The following is a 22,859-nucleotide window of genomic DNA, read 5'->3' as shown; positions in this document are numbered from 1 at the left end:
CACCAAGGTCATGCCCAGTTACACCTAGGTGTAACTGGGCATGACCTTGGTGACGCGGGTCTTCGGTGGGTGGTGGCAGGCTCGGTGGTGTCGGGGGAGGTGGTGGGGATGTCGTCGAGAAGTTGTCCCCACCCCCTCTTGACGGCATTCGAACAGGTGTTCGATACTGGGTGAGCGAGGGGAGGTGCGATGAGCGGGCAGACACAGCAAGTGCAGTCGGGGGAGCGAGTTGGTCTGCCGAGGCGTCTTCGGGGGATGCTCGCGGAGTTGGCTGCGGCTCGCCCTGAGGGGTTGAGCGAGGCGGACCTGCTCGAGGTCATCACGTTGGGTGAGGCGTTGAAGGGGTCGCTGGCTGGGGTGCAGGCGCGGGCGACGGCTCGGTTCGTCGCGGAGCGGGACGCGCGGACCGGTGAGCAGAAGCAGGCGGGGGAGATCAGTGCGCGTGAGGCGACGTCTCGGCGGCGCGGGTCGCGGTGTGAGGTGGCGTTGGCGCGGCGCTGCTCGCCCAGCCAGGCGGACCGGCACGTGGGGTTGGCCAAGGCGTTGGTGGAGGACTTGCCGCACACACTGCAGGCGTTGACCTCGGGTGAGGTGGGTGAGTGGCGGGCGACGATCGTCGCGAGGGAGACGGCGTGCCTGTCCCACGAGGACCGCGTGATCGCCGACGAGCGGTTGTCGGGGTGCCTGACCACGTTGGGGGATCGGCAGCTGCGGGCTGCTGCGCACCGGGTGACGGTGGACCTGGACCAGGAATCCTTGGTGCGCAGGAGGGAGCGGGCGGTGGCGTCGCGGCGGGTGAGCATCCGCCCCGCGGCCGATGGGATGGCGTGGTTGAGCGTGCTGGGCCCGATGGTCGACGTCGTCGGGGCGTTCGCGGCGCTCAAGGCCGCCGAGCAGGCCCGGTTCGTCGCGACCGGCGACCCCGAGACGGACGCGGCACGTGCCGCGGATGACCGGGGGCGTGGGGCGTGGATGACCGACACCGCTCTGGAGCGGCTCTCGGGCCGGGCGCAGGGGCAGACGCAGCCGGTCGAGATCGGCCTGGTGATGAACGAGAGCCTCCTGATCCCCACCAGCGACACCGCCGGCGAGTCCGAGAGCGGCGTGGAGGTGGTCGGCCACGGCCCGATCCCCGCGGGTACGGCGCGGGAGCACCTGCTGCGTCTCCTCGAAGACGCGAGTGATGCTGAGGGCCGTGACACGGCGACGTGGTTGCGCCGATTGTGGACCACCCCCGACGGCAAGGACCTGGTGGCGATGGACTCCACCCGCCGCCTCTTCGCGGGCGGGCTGCGCAGGTTCATCCACGCCCGCGACGCCGGGACCTGTCGTGTCCCGTGGTGCGGGGCCCCGATCCGGGACATCGACCACATCACCCCACACGCATCCGGCGGCGCCACCAGCGCGGCTGGTGGGTGGGGGACCTGTCAGGCGCACAACCTGGTCAAGGAGACCCCCGGCTGGCGGGCCGAGGTGATCTCGACCGGGCTCGACCCCGGAGGCGGGGCCCACGAGGTGGTCATCACCACCCCGACCGGCAGCGACCACCACTGCCTTGCCCCACCACTCCTCGGGCACGGACGGGGTCGCGACACTGACCCCCTTCGTCGCGGGTCGGGTCCACGGGCCGACCTGCACTGGTCGCCCGTGGAGGAGTACCTCGCTGGGCTCGCTGCCTGAGCCCGGCGGGCGGTCAGTCGACGTCCTCGTCGACCCAGTCGAGGGTCTTGGAGATCGCCTTGGTCCAGTTGCGGTGCAGTCGCTCGACCTCGGTCTCGTCCATCGACGGGGACCACCGCTCGTCCTCGGTCCAGTTGTCGACGATCTCGTCCGTCGACTCCCAGTAGCCGACGGCCAGCCCGGCCGCGTAGGCAGCACCGAGCGCAGTGGTCTCGGCGATCTTGGGGCGCACGACGTCGACGCCGAGGATGTCGGCCTGGAACTGCATGAGCGTCTCGTTGGCGACCATGCCGCCGTCGACCTTGAGCTCCGTGAGCCGGCCGCCCGCGCGCTCGGCATCCTCCTGCATCGCGTCGAGCACGTCGCGGGTCTGGTAGGCCGTCGACTCGAGCGCGGCCCGGGCGATGTGGCCCTTGTTGGCGAAGCGCGTCAGACCGAGGATCGCCCCCCGGGCGTCGGGGCGCCAGTGCGGGGCGAAGAGCCCGGAGAAGGCCGGCACGAAGTACACGCCGCCGTTGTCCTCGACGGTCCCGGCGAGCTGCTCGACCTCGGGCGCCTCCCGGATGAAACCGAGGTTGTCTCGCAGCCACTGGATGAGCGACCCGGTGACGGCGATCGAGCCCTCCAGCGCGTACACGGCCGGCTCGTCGCCGAGCTGGTAGCAGACCGTCGTCAGCAGGCCGTTGTCGCTCGTGACGATCTCCGTGCCCGTGTTGAGCAGCATGAAGTTGCCCGTGCCGTATGTGTTCTTGGCCGTCCCCGGCGTCAGGCAGGCCTGGCCGAAGGTCGCCGACTGCTGGTCGCCGAGGATCCCCGCGATGGGCGTGCCGTTGAGGACGCCCGGCTTGCACTCGCCGTAGACCTCGGACGAGGAGCGGATCTCGGGCAGCACCTGCAGGGGCACCCCGATCGCCTCGCAGATGGCCTCGTCCCACTGCAGCGTGCGCAGGTCCATGAGCATCGTGCGCGAGGCATTGGTGACGTCGGTGACGTGCACGCCGTCGTTCTCGCCGCCGCCGGTGAGGTTCCACAGCACCCAGGTGTCCATCGTCCCGGCGAGCAGCTCGCCCGCCTCCGCCCGCTCGCGGGCGCCCTCGACGTGGTCGAGGATCCACGCGATCTTGGGCCCGGCGAAGTAGGTCGCGAGCGGCAGGCCGCAGACCTCCTTGAAGCGGTCGAGCCCGCCGTCGGCCGCGAGCTCGTCGACGATCCCCTGGGTGCGGGTGTCCTGCCAGACGACCGCGTGGTGGATCGGTTGGCCGGTCGCCTTGTCCCACACGACGGTCGTCTCACGCTGGTTGGTGATGCCGACGGCCTCGATGTGGCCGCTGTTGAGATTGGCCTTGCCGAGGGCCCCGCCGATGACCCGGCGCGTGTTGCCCCAGATCTCCAGCGCGTCGTGCTCGACCCAGCCGGCCCGCGGGAAGATCTGCTCGTGCTCGATCTGGTCGGTCGCCACGACCGCCCCGTCACGGTCGAAGACCATCGCCCGGGTGCTCGTCGTCCCCTGGTCGATGGCCAGCACGTAGGTCGTCGCAGCGCTCATGGCCGCATCCTGTCAGGTTTGGGTTCGGCCACGGCGGCAGACGCGACTACCTTTGTGCCATGCCGACTCCCACACCTCTGGACCCCCAGCAGCGCGCCGAGGCCTGGCGCCGCATCGCGAGCCAGGACCTCGACGTCCTCGTCATCGGGGGTGGCGTCACCGGCGCCGGGGTCGCCCTCGACGCCGCGACGCGCGGCCTCAAGGTGGCTCTCGTCGAGCAGCGGGACTTCGCCTCGGGGACCTCGTCGCGCTCGAGCAAGCTCTTCCACGGAGGGGTGCGCTACCTCGAGCAGCTGAACTTCGGGCTCGTCCGCGAGGCGCTCAAAGAGCGCGAGCTCATGCTCACCCGGATCGCGCCGCACCTGGTCAAGCCGGTCTCCTTCCTCTACCCCCTCGAGCACCCGGTCTGGGAGCGCCCCTACGTCACTGCGGGCCTGACCCTCTACGACACGATGGGCGGCGGCCGGTCCGTGCCGCGGACCAAGCAGCTGACGAAGGGGGGAGTGCGTCGCCTCGTCCCGGCGCTCAAGCCCTCCGCCCACCACGGCGGGCTGCTCTACCACGACGCCCAGTGCGACGACGCTCGCCACACCCTCACGGTCGTGCGCACTGCCGCCTCCTACGGCGCCACGGTGCTCAACTCCGCCAAGGTCACCGGCCTGCTCCACGCCGGTGAGCGCGTCGTGGGCGCCCGGGTGCTCGACGTCGAGACCGGTGACGAGGTCGAGGTGGGTGCCTCGGTGGTCATCAACTGCACCGGCGTGTGGACCGACGACATCCAGACCATGGCCGGGGGGCGGGGGCGATTCCACGTCCGCGCGAGCAAGGGCGTGCACATCGTCGTCGCCCGCGACCGGGTCAACTCCGAGACCGGCCTGATCCTGCGCACCGAGAAGTCGGTGCTCTTCTGCATCCCGTGGGGCACACACTGGATCATCGGCACGACCGACACCGACTGGAACCTCTCCCGGGCGCACCCCGCTGCGACCTCGGCGGACATCGACTACATCCTCGAGCAGATCAACGGCGTGCTCCTCACGCCGCTGACCCGCGACGACATCCAAGGCGTCTACGCCGGCCTGCGACCGCTGCTCGCCGGGGAGTCGGAGGAGTCCTCGCAGCTCAGCCGCGAGCACGCCGTCGCCCGGCCCCAGCCGGGCCTCATCTCGATCGCCGGTGGCAAGTACACGACCTATCGCGTCATGGCCGCCGACGCCGTCGACGCCGCTCGTGAGGATCTCTCGCCCGGCGTGCCCGACAGCGTCACCGAGCACATTCCGCTGGTCGGGGCCGAGGGCTACCAGGCTCTGGTCAACCAGCTCGACACCCTGAGCCGGCGTCACGACCTGCCGGTCTGGCGGGTGACCCACCTGCTCGACCGTTACGGCTCTATGGCTGTCGACCTCTTCGCCATGATCGACGAGGACCGCTCTCTCGCAGAGCCGCTCGCAGGAGCGGCGGAGTACCTCCGGGTCGAGGTGGTCTACGCGGCGCGCCACGAGGCCACCCTCCACCTCAACGACCTGCTGACCCGGCGCACGCGCATCTCGATCGAGACGACCGACCGGGGTGTCGAGGCGGCCGAGCCGGCAGCCCAGATCCTCGCGGCCGAGCTCGGGTGGGACGAGGAGCGCACGCGCTCGGAGGTCGAGCACTACCTGCGGCGGGTGCAGGCGGAGATCGAGAGCCAGCAGATGACCGAGGACGAGCGGGCCGACGCCGAGCGCACCGAGGCCACCGACATCCGCACCTTGGCAAAGGGCTGACCTCCCGGACACGCCACCGTCACCTGCACACCCTGACCGGTCCACCCGGCGCCCACGGCTCACCTCGGGCGTCTCGTCAGGTGACGTGACGACCGACTCGGCGATCGTCTGGGCCCGGGCGGACCGCCCTTCGCGGATGGTGGCCACGCTCACGGGGCGAGGCCGCTCCCGCCGCACGATCCGCGGGCCGTGGGTCACGCCGGGCACCGACCACACGGGCAAGATCGACCTGCGCCATCTCGCACCGGGGCGCCGGCACGAGATCGAGGTGGCCTTCGAGGACGAGCACGGCCGCCGCGGCGAGAGCGCCGACCTGAGCTTCACCACGGCCGACCGGGGCCGGGGGAGCCAGTCCTTCGTCTGGACCGGTGACACCGCCGGGCAGGGCTGGGGGATCACCCCGGACCTCGGCGGGTACGTCGCCTACCGCGCCATGCACGCGACGCGCCCGGACTTCTTCATCCACTGCGGCGACACGATCTACGCCGACGGGCCGATCGAGGCGAGCGTCACCGAGCCCGACGGGCAGGTGTGGCGCAATCTCGTGATCCCCGAGGTGACTGACGTCGCCCAGACCCTCGCCGAGTTTCGCGGGCGTCACCGCTACAACCACCTCGACGGCAACCTGCGCGCCATGTACGCCGACGTCCCCGTGATCGCCCAGTGGGACGACCACGAGACGACGAACAACTGGTACCCGGGCGAGGTCCTCGAGGACCCCCGGTACGACCGCGAGCGGCGCGTCGACGTCCTCGCGCGCTACGCCAAGCGCGCGTGGTGGGAGTGGCAGCCGATCAGCAACGGTCAGGACCGACGCGACGGGCAGCGCATTCACCGCAGGGTCTCGCGTGGTAGGCACCTCGACGTCTTCTGCCTCGACATGCGCACCTTCAAGGACCCCAACACCCCGGGTCTCGAGCAGCGCCGCACCAGCCTCATCGGCGACGAGCAGGTCCGCTGGCTCGCCCGTGAGCTCAAGCGTTCCACCGCGACGTGGAAGGTCATCTCGGCCGACCTGCCGCTCGGCATCGTCGTGCCCGACGGCGATGCCCAGGAGTCCCTCGCCAATGCCGACGACGGTGCGCCGCTCGGCAAGGAGATCGAGCTGGCCTGGCTGCTGCGTGAGATCAAGCACGTGCCCGGAGTCGTGTGGATCACCGCCGACGTGCACTACTGCGCCGCCCACCACTACAGCCCTGAGCGAGCGGCCTTCACCGACTTCGCGCCCTTCTGGGAGTTCGTCGCCGGGCCGATCAACGCGGGCACCTTCGGGCCCAACGAGATGGACGGCACCTTCGGCCCCCGGGTCGACTTCGTCAAGAGCGCCGACCACCCCAACCAGTCGCCGCGGGGCGGCAACCAGTTCTTCGGTCACGCCGACATCGCCGACGACGGCACGCTGACGGTCACCCTCCGCGACGCGCAGGGGACGGTGCTCTACACGCGGGAGCTGTCGCCGGAGCGCTGACCGGCGTCCTCGAGGACGATCGGGCGCCGCCCTTCGCCGCGCACGAGGGCGAACCACGCGATCGTCAGCAGCACGAGCGCACCCGCACCGACGAGGAAGGCATTGCGTCCGTCCTCGGTCGTCGCGAGCAGCACGATGACGCCGACCATGAAGGTCATTGCGATGACGTTGAGCACGGGGAAGAAGGGCATCGCGAAGCCGCCGGGCCGGGCACCCTCGCGCGCCATGCGGGCCCGCATCCGCAGGTGCGCCAGCAGGATCATCAGCCAGGTGAAGACCGTGGCGAAGGAGGCGATCGCGGCGACGAAGAAGAAGAGCCGGTCCTCGATGACGAGGAAGAGCACGAGGCCGACTCCGCCTGCGGCAAACATGCACACGACCGGGTAGATCGGGATGTGCGCCCGCGGGGACAGGTGGAGGAAGGAGCGCGGGGCGTGCCCCTGCTCGGCGAGGCCGTACATCGTCCGGGAGCAGGCGTAGAAGATCGCGTTCATCGCGGACAGGGCGGCTGTGAGGACGACGAAGTTCATCACGTGCTGCGCGGCCGGCACCTGGAGCGCGGCGAAGACCTCGACGAAGGGGGAGGACTCACCGGTGACCTCGTCCCACGGGATGATCGACATGATCACCGCGAGCGCCGCGACGTAGAAGAGCAGGATGCGGAAGGGCACGGTGTTGACCGCGCGCGCGATGGAGTGCTCCGGGTCGTCGGCCTCGCCGGCCGTCATCCCGAGCGTCTCGATGCCGCCGAAGGAGAAGACGACGACGCTGAAGCTCATGATGATGCCCCACAGGCCGAAGGGGGCGAAGCCGTCGTGGCTCCACAGGTGGGCGAAGTCCGGGGTCGTGCCGCCGACCTCGCGCCCCCAGAGGATGAGCGCGAGTCCACCGACGACGAGGGCGATGATCGCCGTCACCTTGATGAGGGAGAACCAGAACTCCATCTCCCCGAAGACCCGCACCGCCATGAGGTTGAGCGCCCCGATGAGGGCGATCGCCGCCGCCATCCACACCCAGCCGGGGACCCCGGGGAACCACAGCCCCATGTACGTCGCGACGGCCGTCATGTCGGCGATGGCGACGACGGCCAGCTCGAGCCAGAAGACCCAGCCGACGATGAAGCCCGCGTACGGGCCGAGGAAGGAGCCGGCGTACTGGGCGAAGGACCCTGCGACGGGGTGGCGCACGGCCATCTCACCAAGGGCCCGCATGACGACGTAGACCATGAAGCCGGCGACGGCGTAGGCGACGAGGACGGCGGGGCCGGCGGCCTGGATGGTCTCGGACGATCCGTAGAAGAGGCCGGTGCCGATGGCGGTGCCGAGCGCGATGAACTGCACGTGGCGGGGGTTCAGCCCGCGGTCGAGGTGCTCGTGCTCGGGGACGGTGGTGGGGGAGTCGGACACGGCTGGAGACCCTACGCGCTCGCCGGGGGTGCCGCGGCACCGGTGGCAGGATGTCGGTGTGGGGATCTTCAGCCGGCGACGCCGTCCGACTCCACCACCACCCGGGGGCCAACGCGGGGTACCTCGAGGCCGACGACGGTGAGGTCTTCGGCCTGCACAACCTCGCGGCTGCTGCGGCCCGGGCACCGGAGAAGGAATGGCCGCAGATGGTCGGGCACCCACCTCGACGCGCTGCTCGACAAGCCGGTGCCGGAGGGCCCACCGCACCCGCGGTCCGTCCTCGTGCGTCTGCACCGCCCCGACGAGATGCCGTCGCCACCCGAGTACGCGGCGCCCGACTCCGTGCTCGTCGACGAGGACGACCCGACGTCCCGGGTGCACGTCCTCGTCACCGACGACTACTTCGGTGCCAGCCGTGTCCTCGTCCTCGACGAGGTGCTCGAGCAGGCCGGCATCGCCAGCCCGCCCGGTGGGCTGCTGCTCGCCATCCGCTTCCGCCACCTCGTCGTGCTCCCCGTCTCAGGGCCGGGTGTCCTCCTCGGCCTGCAGTGGCTCGCGCAGTTCGCCGCCGGCGAGTTCGAGACGCAGCCCGGGCCTTCACCGATGCGGTGGAGGGCGACGAGGACTAATGGCTGGCCTGCGGGCGTTGCAGGGTGAGATCCTGAGGAGAACATGACAGAACCACTGCGCAGCGCCCACGACGGCGGCGACGACATCACCATCAACCCGACCATCGACCGGGTCCTCTCCCGACGCGCCCAGGCGCTCGCCGACGACGACGGCTTCGTCGACCGGAGCGACTACGACGGCGAGCAGCTCGACCGCGAGGAGCGCTCCGCCCTTCGCCGTGTCCAGGGCCTGTCCACCGAGCTCGAGGACATCACCGAGGTCGAGTACCGCCAGCTGCGGCTCGAGCGGGTCGTCCTCGCCGCGGTGTGGACCGACGGCCGGGTCGAGGACGCCGAAAACTCGCTGCGAGAGCTCGCCGCGCTCGCCGAGACGGCCGGCTCCGAGGTGCTGGCCGGTGTCCTCCAGCGCCGGCAGAACCCCGACCCGGGCACCTACCTCGGCTCGGGCAAGGCCCTCGAGCTGCGCGACATCGTCGTGGCGGAGGGGGCCGACACCGTCGTCTGCGACGACGAGCTCAGCCCGAGCCAGCGGCGCGCCCTCGAGGACGTCGTCAAGGTCAAGGTCATCGATCGCACGGCGCTGATCCTCGACATCTTCGCCCAGCACGCCACCTCGCGCGAGGGTCGCGCGCAGGTCGAGCTGGCCCAGCTGACCTACCTCCTGCCGCGTCTGCGCGGTTGGGGTGAGTCGATGTCCCGGCAGGCCGGCGGTCAGGCCGCCGGCGGTCAGGGCATGGGCTCGCGTGGCCCGGGTGAGACCAAGATCGAGCTGGACCGTCGCCGGATCAACTCGCGCATCGCCAAGCTCAAGCGCGACATCGCGGGGATGAAGACCCACCGCGACACGAGCCGCTCCTCCCGCCGGCACAACGGCACGCCGTCGGTCGTCATCGCCGGCTACACCAATGCCGGCAAGTCGACCCTGCTCAACCGGCTGACCCACGCGGGCGTGCTCGTCGACAACCAGCTCTTCGCGACCCTCGACACGACGGTGCGGCGCTCCGAGACCGCCGACGGGCGCGAGTTCACCCTCGCGGACACCGTCGGCTTCGTCCGCCACCTGCCCGAGCAGCTCGTCGAGGCCTTCCGCTCGACGCTCGAGGAGGTCGGCGACGCCGACCTGCTGCTGCACGTCGTCGACGGCTCGCACCCCGACCCCGAGGGGCAGATCTCCGCCGTCCGCAGCGTCCTCGCCGACGTCGACGCGACCGACGTCAAGGAGGTCGTCGTCATCAACAAGGCGGATGCGGCCGACCCCGAGGTCGTCGACCGGATCCTGCGCAACGAGCGCTACTCCGTCGCCGTCTCGGCGCGCACGGGCCAGGGCATCCCCGAGCTGCTCGACCTCGTCGCGGAGGAGCTGCCCCGACCGGACATCGACGTCGAGGTGCTCGTGCCGTATGCGCGCGGTGACCTCGTCAGCCGACTGCACGACGAGGCCGAGATCCTCGCCGAGGAGCACGTCGCCGAGGGCACCCACCTCCGGGCACGGGTGCACGGTGACCTCGCGGCCGAGCTCACCCCCTTCGCCGCCGCCGGCTGACCTCAGAGGGCGAGCAGCACGCCCAGCCCGACCATCGTCACGCCGATGATGGCGTCGAGGACGCGCCACGTCCGCGGGCTCGCCAGCGGTCGGGCCAGCGCCCGCGCGCCGAGGGCGAGGCCGGTGAACCACACCGTGCTGCCGACCACGGCGCCGCCGGCGAAGGCCCACCGCTCGTCCTCGAAGCCGTTGGCGATCGACCCGAGCATGAGGACGGTGTCGAGGTAGACGTGGGGGTTGAGGAAGGTGATCGCGAGCGTCGTCGCGACCACGGACCCCCTGGAGGCGGGTGCGGTCGCCTCGAGACCAGTGGGGCGGGTGGCGCGACGCAGGGCGAGCAGGCCGTAGCCGACGAGGTAGGCGGCGCCGACCCACGTGACGACGCGCACCAGCCCGGGGTGGCTGCTCACGAGCGCCCCGACCCCACCCGTGCCGAGGGCGATGAGCGTGGCGTCCGCGGCGATGCAGATCGCCACGACCGGCAGCAGGTGCTCACGACGGATGCCCTGGCGCAGGACGAAGGCATTTTGCGCACCGATGGCGACGATGAGCGTGAGGCCGGTGAGCAGACCGGCGAGGGCAGTGGTGAGCACGGGGCAACGCTAGGTGGACGTGGCGAGCAAGCCCAGCGAAAGATCCTTGGGGATCATTAGCATTGCTTCATGCAGCTCGATCAGCTGCGAGCGCTGCTCGCCGTCATCGACACCGGGACCTTCGACGCCGCCGCCGGCGTGCTCCACGTGACCCCCTCGGCGGTGAGCCAGCGGATCAAGGCGCTCGAGCGCGATGCCGGCCGGGTGCTCGTCCAGCGCACCGCCCCCTGCCGTGCCACGGCTGCGGGGGAGACGCTCGTGCGCACGGCCCGCCAGATGGTCCTGCTCGAGGACGAGGCGCGTGCCGCGCTGGGCGAAGGGAGTGACGCCCCCGTCGCGCTGCCGGTCGCGGTCAACGCCGACTCCCTCGCGACGTGGTTCGCGCCGGTGCTCGGGGCGGCCGCGGGCTGGGAGGGCACCCGGCTGCAGCTCGAGGTCGAGGACGAGGAGTACAGCGCTGACCACCTGCGTCGGGGTGGGGTGGTCGGGGCCGTGACGGCCAACCCCGTACCGGTGTCAGGCTGCCGCACCGAGCCGCTCGGCGCGATGCGGTACCTCCCGGTGGCCGCTCCGCAGCTGGCGGAGCGCTTCGCCCGGGGCCGCGGGTACGACTGGTCGGCGATGCCGGTGCTGCGCTTCAACGCCAAGGACGACCTGCAGCTCGGGGTGCTGCGCGACCTCGGGGTGGGCGCGCCGCCGCCGACCTCGCAGGTGCCCTCCTCCGAGGGCTTCGTCGCGGCGGTGCGGGCCGGGCTCGGCTGGGCGATGGTCCCCGAGGCCCAGCTCGAGGACGACCTCGACACCGGCCGCCTCGTGCTGCTGCGCCGCCGGGAGCACCGCGACGTGCCGCTGCACTGGCAGGTCTGGACCCTGGCCACCCCACGCATCGCGCGGCTCACCGACGCGGTGCACGACGCGGCCCGGAGGCTGCGTCCGGTGCGGGGGGCCGCAGGTCTTCCGGTTGTCGGTGCGCAGGCCTAGCGTCGGGCCATGGCATCGAAACTCAACCCGTACCTCAACTTCGACGGCAACGCCCGCGAGGCGATGGAGTTCTACCAGTCGGTGCTCGGCGGTGAGCTGCTCGTCCACACCTTCGGCGACAGCATGCCCGATGCCGGCGAGATCGCCGACCAGGTCATGCACGCCAGCCTCGTCACCGAGGCCGGCTACACGATCTTCGCCAGCGACACCCCGCCCGGGATGGCCCGCACCCTCGGCACCTCGGTGACGGTCAGCATCAGCGGTGACGACACCGAGCAGGTGCGCAGCTACTGGGCCGGGCTCACCGCCGGGGCCCAGATCGAGATGCCCCTCGAGATGCAGATGTGGGGCGACGAGTACGGCTCCTTCACCGACCGCTACGGCATCCCGTGGATGGTCAACATCAGCGGGAGCTGAGCACGTCCGAGCTCGTCGCGACGACGATCTGGGGCGCGTAGAGCCCCATGACCTGCAGCGCCGCGGCGTGGCTGTCCTCGCTGGAGCCGGCGCAGGCATCGGCGGCCACCACGACGGCGGCGCCAGCGTCAGCGGCGGGGAGCGCGGTGGAGATGACGCAGCAGTCGGTCGAGACGCCCGCCAGCACGAGGGTGGGCGTCTCGCCGGTCGTGCGGGTGATGCCCTCGCCCCACTTGCCGAAGGTCGACACGTCGACCGTGCCCCGGCTGCTCCAGCCGTTGGCCGGGGAGACGAGGTCGAAGAGCGGGTCGGTCGCCGGTCGGTCGGCGAAGGACCAGCGCTCGAAGTAGGGCCCCCACGAGCCCGGACGATCGGCGCCCGGCACCCACCGGGTCACCAGCGTGCGGTCCGCTCCGAAGCCCGAGCGCAGGCTCTTGATCGGGCCGAGCGCGTCGTCAAACATGGGCGACCCCCACTCCGAGCCGCGGTCGGCGAAGACCCGCTGGGGGTCGATGACGACGAGCCAGGCGTCGGAGAGGTCGGGCAGCTCGCTCATGCCTGCTCCTCCTGGCGGCGCACGGTGCCCCGGCGCGCGACCCAGGTGATGACGAAGGCGAGCACGAGGGCGACGATGACGCCGAGGTTGGCGTAGGACCAGTCGCCGGCCCAGTAGTTGCCCGCCGGGTCCTCGACGAGCTCGGTGCCCATGAAGGCCTTGAGCAGATAGCCCTGCCAGTTGTTCCACGTCGAGTCCGGCATGGCGTTGGTGACCAGTCCCCAGCCGATGACCGAGGTGAGCACCATCGTGCCGACGGAGGTCCAGTCGATCGACCCGTAGCGACCGCGGGCGTCGAAGAGGGCCTCCTCGTCGTAGTCACGGCGGCGCAGCGCGAGGTCGGAGAGGAAGATGCCGGCCCACGCCGCGAGCGGCACGCCGAGGGTGATGAGGAAGGACTGGAAGGGCCCGAGGAAGTTTTCGGCGAAGAAGACGACGTAGATCGTGCCGAGGGTGAGCAGCAGCCCGTCGAGACCCGCGGCCGCGGGGCGGGGGATGCGCACGCCGAGGCTGAGCAGCGTCAGGCCGGAGGAGTAGATGCCGAGCACGGCACCGGAGACGAGTGCGAGGACCGCCGCGACGCCGAAGATCACGAGGTACCAGGTCGGCAGGATCGTCGCGAGCGTGCCGACGGGGTCGGCGGCGATGCCGGCGCTCAGGGCCTCGTCCGAGCCGGCGAGGCCGATGCCGTAGGCGACGAGGAGGGCGGGGGCGAGGGCGCCGCCCAGGGTGTTCCACGCGACGATCGCGCCGGAGGGGGCCTGGCGGCTCTGGTAGCGCGACCAGTCGGCGGCGATGTTGATCCACCCGAGCCCGAAGCCGGTCATCACCATGATGAGGGCGCCGAGGACCTGCTGGGTCGAGCCACCTTCGAGCGCGGTGAGCGCCGACCAGTCGATGTGGCGCACGGTCAGGGCGAGGTAGAGCAGGGTCGCGATGCCGGTGAGCCAGGTGAGCACCGACTGCAGCCGCATGATCAGGTGGTAGCCCGCGACGGAGGCGGTGACGATGAGGGCCGCGACGACGAGCATCGCGACGACCTTGGTCGGCGTGCCGCCGCCCCAGCCGAGCTCGCGCATGACGGTCGCCGTGGCGAGCGTCGCCATGATCGCGAGGAAGGTCTCCCAGCCGATGGAGACCACCCACGAGACGACGCCGGGGAGCTTTTGCCCCTGCACGCCGAAGGCGGCCCGCGAGATGACCATGGTCGGTGCCGACCCGCGCTTGCCGGCGACGGCGACGAGCCCGCACAGCAGGAAGGAGACGACGATGCCGACGAGGGAGACGACGAGGGCCTGGACGAAGGAGATGCCGAAGCCGAGGACGAAGCTGCCGTAGGAGATGCCGAAGACCGAGACGTTGGCGGCGAACCACGGCCAGAAGAGGTCAGCGGGTCGGGCGGTGCGATCCGCCTCGTCGATGATCTCGATACCGGTGGTCTCGACGCCCGCGCGGCGGACGGACTCGAGGGAGTCAGCGCTCATTCGGGCAGAATCGCACAGGTGGAGACCCTGAGGAGCCGGTGGCACGCCGATGTCACCGCACTGTGCCCGACCGCGCTGCCGGAGCGGGTCGCTGCCGAGGTCACCGACCTGCTCGACCGCTGGCTCGAGGACCACCGCTCGTACCACGACGCCGTCCACCTGGCGGAGGTCCTCGCGGCCCTCGACGAGCTGCACGAAGGGGGTGACCTCCCCGCCCTCGACCGGCACCTCGCAGGGCTGGTCGCCTGGTACCACGACGCCGTGTACGACCCGGCGGCCCCGCCGGGGGCCAACGAGGAGGCGTCTGCGGTGCTCGCCGAGGAGCGGCTCACCGCGCTCGGCCTGCCGGCCGAGCGCGTGGCGCACGTGGCGACCCTGGTGCGCGACAGCGCGACCCACGAGATGAGCAGCACCGACGCGGCCGCCCGCGCCTTCCACGACGCCGACCTGTGGGTGCTCGCCGCGCCGACCGAGCGCTTCGATGCCTACTGCCACCAGGTGCGCCTCGAGTACGGCGACTACTCCGACGCGGACTACGCGCGGGGGAGGGCGGCGGTGCTCACCCCCTTCGTCGACCGGGAGCGGCTCTACCTCACCGACCACGCGCACCGGCGGTGGAGCGGTCGAGCCCGCGTCAACCTGCGTCGGGAGATCGCCCGGATCGCTCGGCCTGCGTGACCCGCAGCCCGCTGCGGATGAGGCGGCGGATCAGCACGCTCCCCGCGACCGGTTGGGCGCCGGCGGCCACGACCTCGTCGTAGCGCTCGGCCGGCACGTCGTAGTGGTCCTCGTCGAAGAGGCGCCGTGGCAGGCGCACCCGCTCGGCGAAGTCGTGCAGCTCCGCCAGGGAGGTGTCCGACACGAGGTGGCTCCACGTGCGGCCCCAGCCGGGCCACGTGGGTGGGTCGACGAGGATCACAGCGGGTCGAGGATCCGCTGGAGGAAGGCCTGCGTGCGCGGCTGCTGCGGGTCGAGGATGACCCGCTCGGGGGGCCCGTGCTCGACGACGAGCCCGCCGTCGATGAAGAGCACCTCGTCGGCGACCTCGCGCGCGAAGCGGATCTCGTGGGTGACGACGACCATCGTCCAGCCGGCCTCGGCGAGGTCGCGCATCACGGCGAGCACCTCGCCGACGGTCTCCGGGTCGAGGGCGGAGGTCGGCTCGTCGAAGAGCACGACCGCCGGCCGCTGGGCGAGGGCCCGGGCGATGCCGACGCGCTGCTGCTGGCCGCCGGAGAGCTGGTAGGGGTACTTGTCGGCGTGCTCCGACAGCCCGACCTGCTCGAGGAGCGTCCGGGCCCGCTCCCGCGCGGCCTCGGGGTCCTCGCCCTGGACGACAACCGGGCCCTCGGTGATGTTGTCGAGGGCGCTCTTGTGGGCGAAGAGGTTGTGGCCCTGGAAGACGAAGCCGCTCTGCGCCCCGAGCGCCTCGACCTGCGCACGCTGTCCCCGGGGGAGGCTGCCGCGCCGGCTCGGGGTGAGCTCGGCGAAGTCGACGCTCGCGCCGCCGATGGTGATGACGCCGGAGTCGGGCCGCTCGAGCCCGCCGAGCGCCCGCAGCAGCGTCGTCTTGCCCGAGCCCGAGGGGCCGAGGACGACGCTCACCTCGCCGGTGCCGACCTCGAAGGAGATGTCCTGCAGGACCTCCTTGTCACCGAAGCTCTTGCGCACGTGCTGCACGGTGACGGCGGGGGTGCGTGCCTCAGGCTGCGACATAGCGGCTGAACCTCTCCTCGGCACGGTCCTGGACGAGCGAGAGGACCGTGCAGATGATCCAGTAGTAGAGCGCGGCCAGGCCGAACATCGGCATGTACTGGAAGGTCGGGGCGGCCGCGAAGCGGGCCGCCTGGGTCAGCTCGACGACGAGGATGATCGACGTGAGCGAGGTGTCCTTGAGCAGCGAGATCAGCGTGTTGGACAACGGCGGGATCGCCGTGCGGGCCGCCTGCGGCAGGATGATCCGGCGCAGTGCGGTCGTGCGGCTCATGCCGATGGTCTGCGCGGCCTCCCACTGGCCGCGGGGGATCGACTCGATCGCCGAGCGGATGATCTCGGCCGCGTAGCCACCGACGTTGAGCGAGAGGGCGATGACCGCCGCGACGAAGGGCGGGAAGTCCACCCCGATCTCCGGCAGTGCGTAGAAGATGAGGAAGAGTTGCACGAGCAGCGGTGTGCCGCGGATGACCGAGATGTAGGCGCGGGCGAGACCGCGGGGGAGCGCCGACGTCGACCTCCGACCGATGGCCGTGACGAGGGCGAGCGCGAGCCCGACGACGAAGGAGATCGCGGTCAGCGGGATGGTGACGGCGATGGCCTTCCACGCCATGGGCCAGGCATTGGTCTTGACGAGGTCCCAGGAGCTCGGGGTGGCGTTGTCGGCGCTGAAGTACTTGTCGTAGATCTGCTGGGTGGTGCCGTCAGCCTCCATCTCGGCCAACGCCTTGTTGATCTCCGGCATGTAGCCGGAGCCCTTCTTGGCGGCGAAGACGGACTGCGCCTTGTCATCGGTCTCGGCGACGACCTTGACCCCGGGGTCGGGCGCGGTCGCGATGTAGTTGCGCACCGCGAGCTTGTCGTTGACGATCGCGTCGACGCGGCCCTCCTTGAGGCTGGCCATAGCCTCGTTCATGCCGTCGACGCCGACGACGTCGGCGCCGTGCTCCTCGGCCACCTCGGCCCAGCTGCTCGTGATGTTTTCCGCGGCCTTCTTGCCCTTGAGGTCCGAGAGCTGCGTGATGCCCTCCGGGTTGTCCTCGGCGACGACGAGCACGCCGGCGGTGTCGACGTAGGGGTCGGAGAGGTCGTAGAGCTTCTCGCGCTCCGGGTTGACGTTGACCTGGTTGGCGACGATGTCGAATCGTCCGGCGCCCAGCGCGGCAAACATCGAGTCCCACGGGGTGCCGACGAACTCGACCTCGACACCGAGCCGCTCGCCGACCGCCTTGATCACCTCGACGTCGAAGCCGGTGAAGTCGTCGCCCTGCTTGACGGAGAAGGGGGCGTACACCCCTTCGGTCCCGACGCGCAGGGGGTTGGGCACCTTGCTCGCCGTGGTGTCGGAGCGCTCGGTCGGTGCTGCGGACGCCGACGGTGGGGCGAGGAGTGCCGGGCCGAGCGCGAGGGCCAGGGCCAGGAGGAGGTGCGCGAGGCGCCGGGGGAGGGTGATCATCAGGGCGTCAGGATATGCCCGCGGTCACAGCCGGCGCAGGGCGGTCGCGAGCACGACGGCCTCGCCGACCCGGTCGGAGGCGTCGAGGTCGACCGTGGCCTCGATGACCCAGTCGCCGTCGCCCTCGGGGTCGGCGAGCGTCTGGCGGACCTCCCACAGCCGCACGTCCGGGGCCTCGTCCGGGTCGAGTCCCGGGGCGGGGCCGCTCGTCTCCTCGACGTGCAGGTGGTGCGGGCCCCGGGCGTCCTGATCGGTGCCGATCCGGTCGTGCTCCTCCCAGTAGTCGCCGAGGGCGACGTCCCAGTCGTCGTACCGCATGACGGGGGAGCGGTCGTCGTCGGCGAGCTCGGCCGCGGCCTGCTCGATGGCAGCGAGGGCGGTCAGGTCGTCGCGCGCGGCCCGCTCGACCCGCTGCCACAGGGCGCCGCGGACCATGGTGCGGAAGGGGCCGGTGCGCGCGGTGAGCGGGCGCGGCGGGGCGGCGGCCTCCCGCCCTTCGGCGAGCCGGGCGGCCGCGTCGGGGTCGGAGAGAGCCTCCCACTCGTCGAGCAGCGACGAGTCGGTCTGGCGGACCGTCTCGCCGAGCCACTCGACGATCTGGGCCAGCTCGGGCGAGGAGTAGCTCTCGGGCACGGTGCGGGTCAGCGTGCGGTAGGCGTCGGTGAGGTAGCGCAGGACGAGTCCTTCGCGGGGGGCGAGGGTGAAGCGGCGCACGAAGTCGGCGAAGGACATGCCCTCCTCCCACATGAGGCGCACGACGGACTTCGGGACGAGGGCCTCCTCCGGCAGCCACGGGTGGGTCTGCCGGTAGGTCTCGAAGGCGGCGGTCAGCTCCTCGGCGAGCGGCCGCGGCCAGGTGATCTCGTCGAGCAGCCGCATCCGCTCCTCGTACTCGATGCCGTCCGCCTTCATCTCGGCGACCGCCTCGCCGCGAGCGGCGTGCTGCTGCGCCATGAGGATCGCGAAGGGCGCCTCGAGGACCGCCTCGATCGTCGAGACGACGTCGAGGGCGTGGGTCGGGGAGTCGGGGTCGAGCAGGTCGAGCGCTGCCAGCGCGAAGGGGGCGAGCGGCTGGTTGAGCGCGAAGTCCGGGGGCAGGTCGAGGGTGAGCGCCACGGTGCGGCCGGTCGGGTCCGGCTCGGGCAGCCGCTCGAGCACCCCGGAGTCGAGCAGGCTGCGCCCCAGACGGATGGCCCGTCGGGCGAGGCGAGCCCTCCCCTTCGCGTCCTCGTGGTTGTCGCGGGTGAGGCGCGAGAGGGCCGCCACCGGGTCACCCGGCCGGGCGACGACGTTGAGGATCATGGAGTTGTCGACCTTCATGCGCGAGCGCAGGGTCTCGGGGGTGGCCGTCGTCAGCTTGGTGAAGGTCTCCTCGGTCCACACGACGAAGCCCTCCGGCGGCTTCTTGCGCTGGACCTTCTTGCGCTTCTTCTCGTCGTCGCCCGCCTTGAGCAGCGCACGGTGGTTGTCGATGACGTGCTCGGGGGCCTGGACGACGACGTAGCCCTCGGTGTCGTAGCCGGCGCGGCCGGCCCGGCCGGCGATCTGGAGGAACTCGCGGACCCGGAGCACGCGGTGGCGGGAGCCGTCGAACTTCGTCAGCGAGGTGAAGAGCACCGTGCGGATCGGGACGTTGATGCCGACACCGAGGGTGTCGGTGCCGCAGATGACCTTGAGCAGGCCGGCCTGGGCGAGCTGCTCGACGAGCCGGCGGTAGCGCGGCAGCATGCCGGCGTGGTGCACGCCGACGCCGCGGCGCAGCATCGCGCCGAGGGTGCGACCGAAGCCCGCGGAGAAGCGGAAGCCGGCGAGCCGGTCGGCGATGGCCTGCTTCTCGTCCGCGTCGAGGAGCTTGAGCGTCTGCAGCAGGCGGGCGTGCTCGGCGGCATTGGCCTGCGTCTGGTGGACGACATAGACCGGCGCGCGGCGCCACTCGATGATCTCCTCGATCGTCTCCTGGATCGGGGTGAGCGCCCACGAGAAGGTGAGCGGCACGGGGCGCTCGGCGTCCGCGACGACGACGACGTCACGGCCGGTCCGCTCGGCGAGGTCGGTCTCGATGGCCCGGGTGTCGCCGAGGGTCGCCGACATGAGGAGCATCTGCGCCTGGGGCAGCTCGAGCAGGGGGACCTGCCAGGCCCAGCCACGCTCCGGCTCGGAGTAGTAGTGGAACTCGTCCATGACGACGAGACCGACGTCGGCCTCGTTCCCTTCGCGCAGGGCGAGGTTGGCGAGGACCTCGGCGGTGCACACGATGACGGGCGCGTCGGCGTTGACCGAGGCGTCGCCGGTGAGCATGCCGACGTTGTCGGCACCGAAGATCGCGCAGAGGTCGAAGAACTTCTCCGACACGAGCGCCTTGATCGGCGCGGTGTAGAAGGCGACCTCGTCCTTGGCCATCGCGTGGGCGATGGCGCCGGTCGCCACGAGCGACTTGCCGGAGCCGGTGGGGGTGGCGAGCACGACGTGGTCGTCGCCCAGGAGCGCGAGGAGCGCCTCCTCCTGGTGGGGGTAGAGCGGGGTGCCCCGCTCCTGCGCCCACCGGGTGAACCGCTCGAAGAGGTCGTCGGGTCCCGTGCCGACGGGTACGTGCAGCGGTTCACTCATCTGGCCATCGTCCCAGCGCGCCGATCCGGGTGTCACCATGGGTCCCGTGACTGCACCACGATCGATCACCACCGATGACCTCTCGCTGCAGCCGCCCGTCGACGACGACGCGCAGCTCGTGGCCGAGCTGATGGACGTGCCCGTCTCCGCGGAGCGCCCCGCGCAGATCGTGCGGGGCTGGCGCGAGCACTGGGACGAGCACGGTTACGGAGCCTGGATCGTGCAGGACGGCGTCGGCGCTCGGGTGGGCTTCGTCGGGCTGCGTGCCCACGCCGACTTCATCCGGGTGACGATCCGCGTCGTCGAGGGCGAAGGGAGCGACACCCTCGCCGGGCGGGCGCTGCGGCTCGTCGTCGCGTACTGCCTCGAGTGGCTGCCGGACCTGCCGCTGCGGCTGCGGGTCGCCCCCGAGGACATCTCGACCCGCTTCGTCGCGGAGGCCGCGGGCATGGTGCACGTGCCCGAGCTCGACCACACCGTCGACGGCGACGCGTGGGAGGTCCTCGAGCTGCCCTACGTGCGGATCACCGACAAGGTCCCCGCACGGGCGCGCGAGGCGATGCTGCGGATGTGGGTCGAGGTCAACGACGCCGGCGGCGCCGTGGGCTTCGCGCCCGGTGCGAGCGAAGGGGAGGTCGCCCGCGTCCTCGACGGGTACATCGCGCGCCTCGGCGACGGCGGGGTGCGGTGCGTCGCGCTGAACTCGCCGCTCGGTGACCTGCTCGGCTTCGGCTTCGTCGTCCGGCCCACCGGCGCGACGGTGGCTCACACCGCCAACCTCGAGCGGATCATGACCGACCCCGGCCGTCGGGGGACCAACCACGGCGCGCTCCTCATGGCGGGGCTGCACCGCGCGGCCCGCGAGGCGGGGGTCGAGCTCGTGACGCTCGACTACCGCGGCGGGACCGGGCTCGGGGAGTTCTACACCCGCTACGGCTACACGGAGGTCGGCCGGGTGCCCGGAGGCGTCCGGGTGGCCCCCGGCGACGACCGTGACGGCGTCATCATGGCGCGCTCGTTGTGACCCACCTCGAGCCCTTCGGGTACAAGACCGCCTGGCTGGCGGTCCTCGACCGCTCGCAGGCGCAGGTGGCCGAGGCCCTCGGCCTGACCGGCGGGCGCAACGTCTCGGGTGGCGAGGCCGCCGAGGCCTTCGACGAGGTCGGCCTGCTCCCGCCGGTGCCCGGGGTGGACGGTCGGTGGACCCTGGCGGTCAGCTCCGATCTCGCGGACATCTCGGCCACCCGGCTCGCCTCGCTGTCGGCGCTGCTCGGCACCCGTGTCCAGGCCTTCGCGAGCCACCGGGTCGTCGAGGCCCACCGGTGGCTCCTGGCGGACCGCGGGCGACTGCTGCGCCATGTCGAGGTCGTGGGCGAGAGCGGTGAGCTCGTCTGGGCCGGGGTGCCCACTCCCACCGAGACCGGTCTCGGGCTCCCCGCGCTCGAGGAGATCACCGACGAGGAGGCGCGATTCCAGGTCGTCCTCGACGTCAACGAGCAGACCGTCATGGCGGTCTCGCGCGGTTGGAGCATCGACCCGACGACCCTCAGCGGCGAGGTCCCGGGGCACGCGCTCCTCTTCGACGACGTCGACGAGGGCCCACCCCCGCCTGCGCAGGTCGAGACGCCCTCGCGCACCCCCTGGCTGTGGTCGAAGCTGGTGCGGCGCAGGACCTAGCATTCGGGCCATGACCCAGACCGATCACGACAGCGCGAGCAGACCCCCCTTCGGCCTGGGGTGGCGAGTCCACGGCGACGGCCGCGGGGTCCGGCCCGGCGAGGTCGTCCTCCCCGGCGAGCGGCTCTCGTGGCCGCGGACGATCGGTCTGGGCGCCCAGCACGTCGTCGCGATGTTCGGCGCGACCTTCCTCGTGCCGCTCATCACCGGCCTCCCGCCGGCGACGACCCTCTTCTTCAGCGGCATCGGCACGATGCTCTTCCTGCTCATCACGGCCGGGCGGGTCCCGAGCTACCTCGGCAGCTCCTTCGCCTTCATCGCCCCGCTCGCCGCGGCGTCGAAGACCCACGACATGCCCACCGCCCTCGGCGGCGTCGTCATGGCCGGCCTCGCCCTCGCGCTCGTCGGGGTCGTCGTGCAGCTCGCCGGCGACCGGTGGCTGCGGGCCCTCATGCCCCCGATCGTCACCGGCGCGATCGTCGCGCTCATCGGGCTCAACCTCGCGCCGACCGCGAAGGAGAAGTTCGTCCTCTCGCCGGTGACCGCCCTCGTGACGGTCGTCGTCATCCTCCTCGTCACCGTCGCGACGCGAACCCTCTTCTCCCGCATCGCGATCCTCGTCGGTGTCGCCGCCGGCTACGTCACCGCGCTGCTGCGCGACGAGGTCGCCTTCACCAAGGTCGAGGCCGCCGACTGGGTGGGCCTGCCGACCTTCACCGCGCCGCACATCGACCTCGCGGTGGCCGGCCTCTTCGTCCCCGTCGTCCTCGTGCTCGTCGCGGAAAATGTCGGGCACATCCGCTCGGTCGCCTCGATGACGGGGGAGGACCTCGACCCCGTCGCCGGGCGGGCGCTCATCGCCGACGGGCTCGCGACGACCCTCGCGGGTGCCGGCGGTGGATCGGGCACGACGACCTACGCGGAAAACATCGGCGTCATGGCCGCGACCCGCGTGTACTCGACCGCCGCCTACTGGGTCGCCGCGGCCGTCGCCCTGCTGCTGTCCTTCTCGCCGAAGTTCGGCGAGGCGATCGCCACCGTCCCGCAGGGTGTGCTCGGCGGGGCGGGCGTCGTCCTCTACGGGATGATCGGGCTGCTCGGCGCGAAGATCTGGGTCGAGGCCGGGGTCGACTTCGGCAACCCGATCAACCTCATGACCGCCGCCGTGGCCCTGATCATCGGCATCGCCGACTTCACGTGGAATGTCGGCGACCTGCAGTTCGCGGGCATCGCGCTCGGGACGGGCGCCGCCCTCGTCGGCTTCCACGTCATGCGAGGGGTCAACCTCCTGACCCGCGCGGTGCCGGACCCGCTCGAGCCGCTCGACGGATGAAGAT

General features: G+C 71.5%; 20 protein-coding genes and 2 pseudogenes. 12 read left to right on the top strand and 10 right to left on the bottom strand.

Annotated elements, in window-relative coordinates:
- The first annotated feature begins 291 nt into the window (after positions 1–291).
- Positions 292–1,680 (top strand): DUF222 domain-containing protein, encoded by a 1,389-nt coding sequence (locus AB4Y78_RS11355; RefSeq protein WP_441714650.1) that lies wholly within the window; start codon positions 292–294, stop codon positions 1,678–1,680.
- A 13-nt stretch (positions 1,681–1,693) separates the two neighbouring features.
- Here AB4Y78_RS11355 and glpK read toward each other — a convergent pair whose 3' ends face one another.
- On the bottom strand, positions 1,694–3,226 hold the full coding sequence (gene glpK / locus AB4Y78_RS11350; RefSeq protein WP_259909350.1) for a glycerol kinase GlpK: 1,533 nt from the start codon (positions 3,224–3,226) through the stop codon (positions 1,694–1,696).
- Between the two features lie 59 nt (positions 3,227–3,285).
- Between glpK and AB4Y78_RS11345 the strand changes: the two genes are divergently transcribed.
- The 3 genes and pseudogenes from AB4Y78_RS11345 to AB4Y78_RS11335 all read left to right on the top strand — a co-directional run bounded on the left by AB4Y78_RS11345 (position 3,286) and on the right by AB4Y78_RS11335 (position 6,460).
- Positions 3,286–4,992 carry a glycerol-3-phosphate dehydrogenase/oxidase gene (locus AB4Y78_RS11345; RefSeq protein WP_441714651.1) on the top strand — a complete coding sequence of 569 codons (1,707 nt, stop codon included), beginning with the start codon at positions 3,286–3,288 and terminating at the stop codon, positions 4,990–4,992.
- A gap of 79 nt (positions 4,993–5,071) precedes the next feature.
- Positions 5,072–5,236, top strand: a pseudogene (locus AB4Y78_RS11340) (alkaline phosphatase D family protein); the annotation flags it as partial.
- A gap of 24 nt (positions 5,237–5,260) precedes the next feature.
- A complete protein-coding gene (locus AB4Y78_RS11335) occupies positions 5,261–6,460 on the top strand; it encodes an alkaline phosphatase D family protein (protein ID WP_441714770.1) in 1,200 nt (399 codons plus the stop codon).
- On the opposite strand, the gene AB4Y78_RS11330 is transcribed toward AB4Y78_RS11335, so the two are convergent.
- Positions 6,430–7,866 carry an amino acid permease gene (locus AB4Y78_RS11330; protein ID WP_441714653.1) on the bottom strand — a complete coding sequence of 479 codons (1,437 nt, stop codon included), beginning with the start codon at positions 7,864–7,866 and terminating at the stop codon, positions 6,430–6,432. The two genes, AB4Y78_RS11335 and AB4Y78_RS11330, sit on opposite strands and share 31 nt — an antisense overlap.
- A 282-nt stretch (positions 7,867–8,148) precedes the next feature.
- Between AB4Y78_RS11330 and AB4Y78_RS11325 the strand changes: the two genes are divergently transcribed.
- A complete protein-coding gene (locus tag AB4Y78_RS11325) occupies positions 8,149–8,523 on the top strand; it encodes a hypothetical protein (RefSeq protein WP_441714655.1) in 375 nt (124 codons plus the stop codon).
- A 15-nt stretch (positions 8,524–8,538) separates the two neighbouring features.
- Positions 8,539–10,038, top strand: a complete 1,500-nt coding sequence (hflX, locus tag AB4Y78_RS11320) for a GTPase HflX (RefSeq protein ID WP_007926222.1) — start codon at positions 8,539–8,541, stop codon at positions 10,036–10,038.
- 2 nt (positions 10,039–10,040) lie between these two features.
- On the opposite strand, the gene AB4Y78_RS11315 is transcribed toward hflX, so the two are convergent.
- A complete protein-coding gene (locus AB4Y78_RS11315; protein ID WP_441714657.1) occupies positions 10,041–10,631 on the bottom strand; it encodes a LysE/ArgO family amino acid transporter in 591 nt (196 codons plus the stop codon).
- Between the two features lie 69 nt (positions 10,632–10,700).
- Between AB4Y78_RS11315 and AB4Y78_RS11310 the strand changes: the two genes are divergently transcribed.
- Both AB4Y78_RS11310 and AB4Y78_RS11305 read left to right on the top strand, forming a co-directional pair.
- The gene (locus AB4Y78_RS11310; protein WP_007926224.1) at positions 10,701–11,612 is read left to right on the top strand and encodes a LysR family transcriptional regulator ArgP; all 912 of its coding nucleotides are present in this window, start codon (positions 10,701–10,703) and stop codon (positions 11,610–11,612) included.
- Positions 11,613–11,621: 9 nt separating this feature from the next.
- Entirely contained in the window at positions 11,622–12,029 is a 408-nt protein-coding gene (locus AB4Y78_RS11305; protein WP_007926225.1) for a VOC family protein, read from the top strand.
- Here the strand turns inward: AB4Y78_RS11305 and AB4Y78_RS11300 are convergent.
- Both AB4Y78_RS11300 and AB4Y78_RS11295 read right to left on the bottom strand, forming a co-directional pair.
- Entirely contained in the window at positions 12,016–12,585 is a 570-nt protein-coding gene (locus tag AB4Y78_RS11300; RefSeq protein ID WP_441714659.1) for a cysteine hydrolase family protein, read from the bottom strand. The genes AB4Y78_RS11305 and AB4Y78_RS11300 overlap by 14 nt on opposite strands.
- A complete protein-coding gene (locus AB4Y78_RS11295; RefSeq protein WP_259909360.1) occupies positions 12,582–14,069 on the bottom strand; it encodes a purine-cytosine permease family protein in 1,488 nt (495 codons plus the stop codon). Before AB4Y78_RS11295 ends, AB4Y78_RS11300 begins: the two co-directional genes overlap by 4 nt.
- A gap of 18 nt (positions 14,070–14,087) precedes the next feature.
- Between AB4Y78_RS11295 and AB4Y78_RS11290 the strand changes: the two genes are divergently transcribed.
- On the top strand, positions 14,088–14,747 hold the full coding sequence (locus AB4Y78_RS11290) for an HD domain-containing protein (protein ID WP_441714661.1): 660 nt from the start codon (positions 14,088–14,090) through the stop codon (positions 14,745–14,747).
- Here AB4Y78_RS11290 and AB4Y78_RS11285 read toward each other — a convergent pair.
- The 5 genes and pseudogenes from AB4Y78_RS11285 to AB4Y78_RS11265 all read right to left on the bottom strand — a co-directional run bounded on the left by AB4Y78_RS11285 (position 14,704) and on the right by AB4Y78_RS11265 (position 19,845).
- On the bottom strand, positions 14,704–14,988 hold the full coding sequence (locus AB4Y78_RS11285) for a DUF4031 domain-containing protein (protein WP_441714663.1): 285 nt from the start codon (positions 14,986–14,988) through the stop codon (positions 14,704–14,706). The two genes, AB4Y78_RS11290 and AB4Y78_RS11285, sit on opposite strands and share 44 nt — an antisense overlap.
- Positions 14,985–15,785, bottom strand: coding sequence for an amino acid ABC transporter ATP-binding protein (locus AB4Y78_RS11280; protein ID WP_441737143.1), 801 nt, complete (start codon positions 15,783–15,785; stop codon positions 14,985–14,987). The genes AB4Y78_RS11285 and AB4Y78_RS11280 overlap by 4 nt, the downstream gene beginning before the upstream one ends.
- Positions 15,772–16,395: an amino acid ABC transporter permease gene (locus AB4Y78_RS11275; protein ID WP_441714772.1), complete on the bottom strand. Its 624-nt coding sequence runs from the start codon at positions 16,393–16,395 to the stop codon at positions 15,772–15,774. Before AB4Y78_RS11275 ends, AB4Y78_RS11280 begins: the two co-directional genes overlap by 14 nt.
- A 66-nt stretch (positions 16,396–16,461) precedes the next feature.
- Positions 16,462–17,238, bottom strand: a pseudogene (locus AB4Y78_RS11270) (transporter substrate-binding domain-containing protein); the annotation flags it as partial.
- A 24-nt stretch (positions 17,239–17,262) separates the two neighbouring features.
- On the bottom strand, positions 17,263–19,845 hold the full coding sequence (locus AB4Y78_RS11265; RefSeq protein WP_441714667.1) for a DEAD/DEAH box helicase: 2,583 nt from the start codon (positions 19,843–19,845) through the stop codon (positions 17,263–17,265).
- Positions 19,846–19,891: 46 nt separating this feature from the next.
- On the opposite strand from AB4Y78_RS11265, the gene AB4Y78_RS11260 reads away from it, so the two are divergent.
- From AB4Y78_RS11260 to AB4Y78_RS11250, 3 genes are read left to right on the top strand one after another with little or no spacing between them, the layout of a single operon-like run.
- Positions 19,892–20,869, top strand: a complete 978-nt coding sequence (locus AB4Y78_RS11260; RefSeq protein WP_265229668.1) for a GNAT family N-acetyltransferase — start codon at positions 19,892–19,894, stop codon at positions 20,867–20,869.
- A complete protein-coding gene (locus AB4Y78_RS11255) occupies positions 20,866–21,522 on the top strand; it encodes a hypothetical protein (RefSeq protein ID WP_441714669.1) in 657 nt (218 codons plus the stop codon). The genes AB4Y78_RS11260 and AB4Y78_RS11255 overlap by 4 nt, the downstream gene beginning before the upstream one ends.
- 10 nt (positions 21,523–21,532) lie before the next feature.
- The gene (locus AB4Y78_RS11250; protein WP_441714671.1) at positions 21,533–22,855 is read left to right on the top strand and encodes a uracil-xanthine permease family protein; all 1,323 of its coding nucleotides are present in this window, start codon (positions 21,533–21,535) and stop codon (positions 22,853–22,855) included.
- Positions 22,856–22,859 lie beyond the last annotated feature (4 nt).

The sequence above is a fragment of the Janibacter sp. RAF52 genome, assembly GCF_052114035.1.
In the GTDB taxonomy this organism is placed as follows: Bacteria; Actinomycetota; Actinomycetes; order Actinomycetales; family Dermatophilaceae; genus Janibacter; species Janibacter hoylei.
The sequence above is the reverse complement of the archived record's forward strand: the minus strand, read 5'-3'. Positions and strand labels throughout refer to the sequence as shown.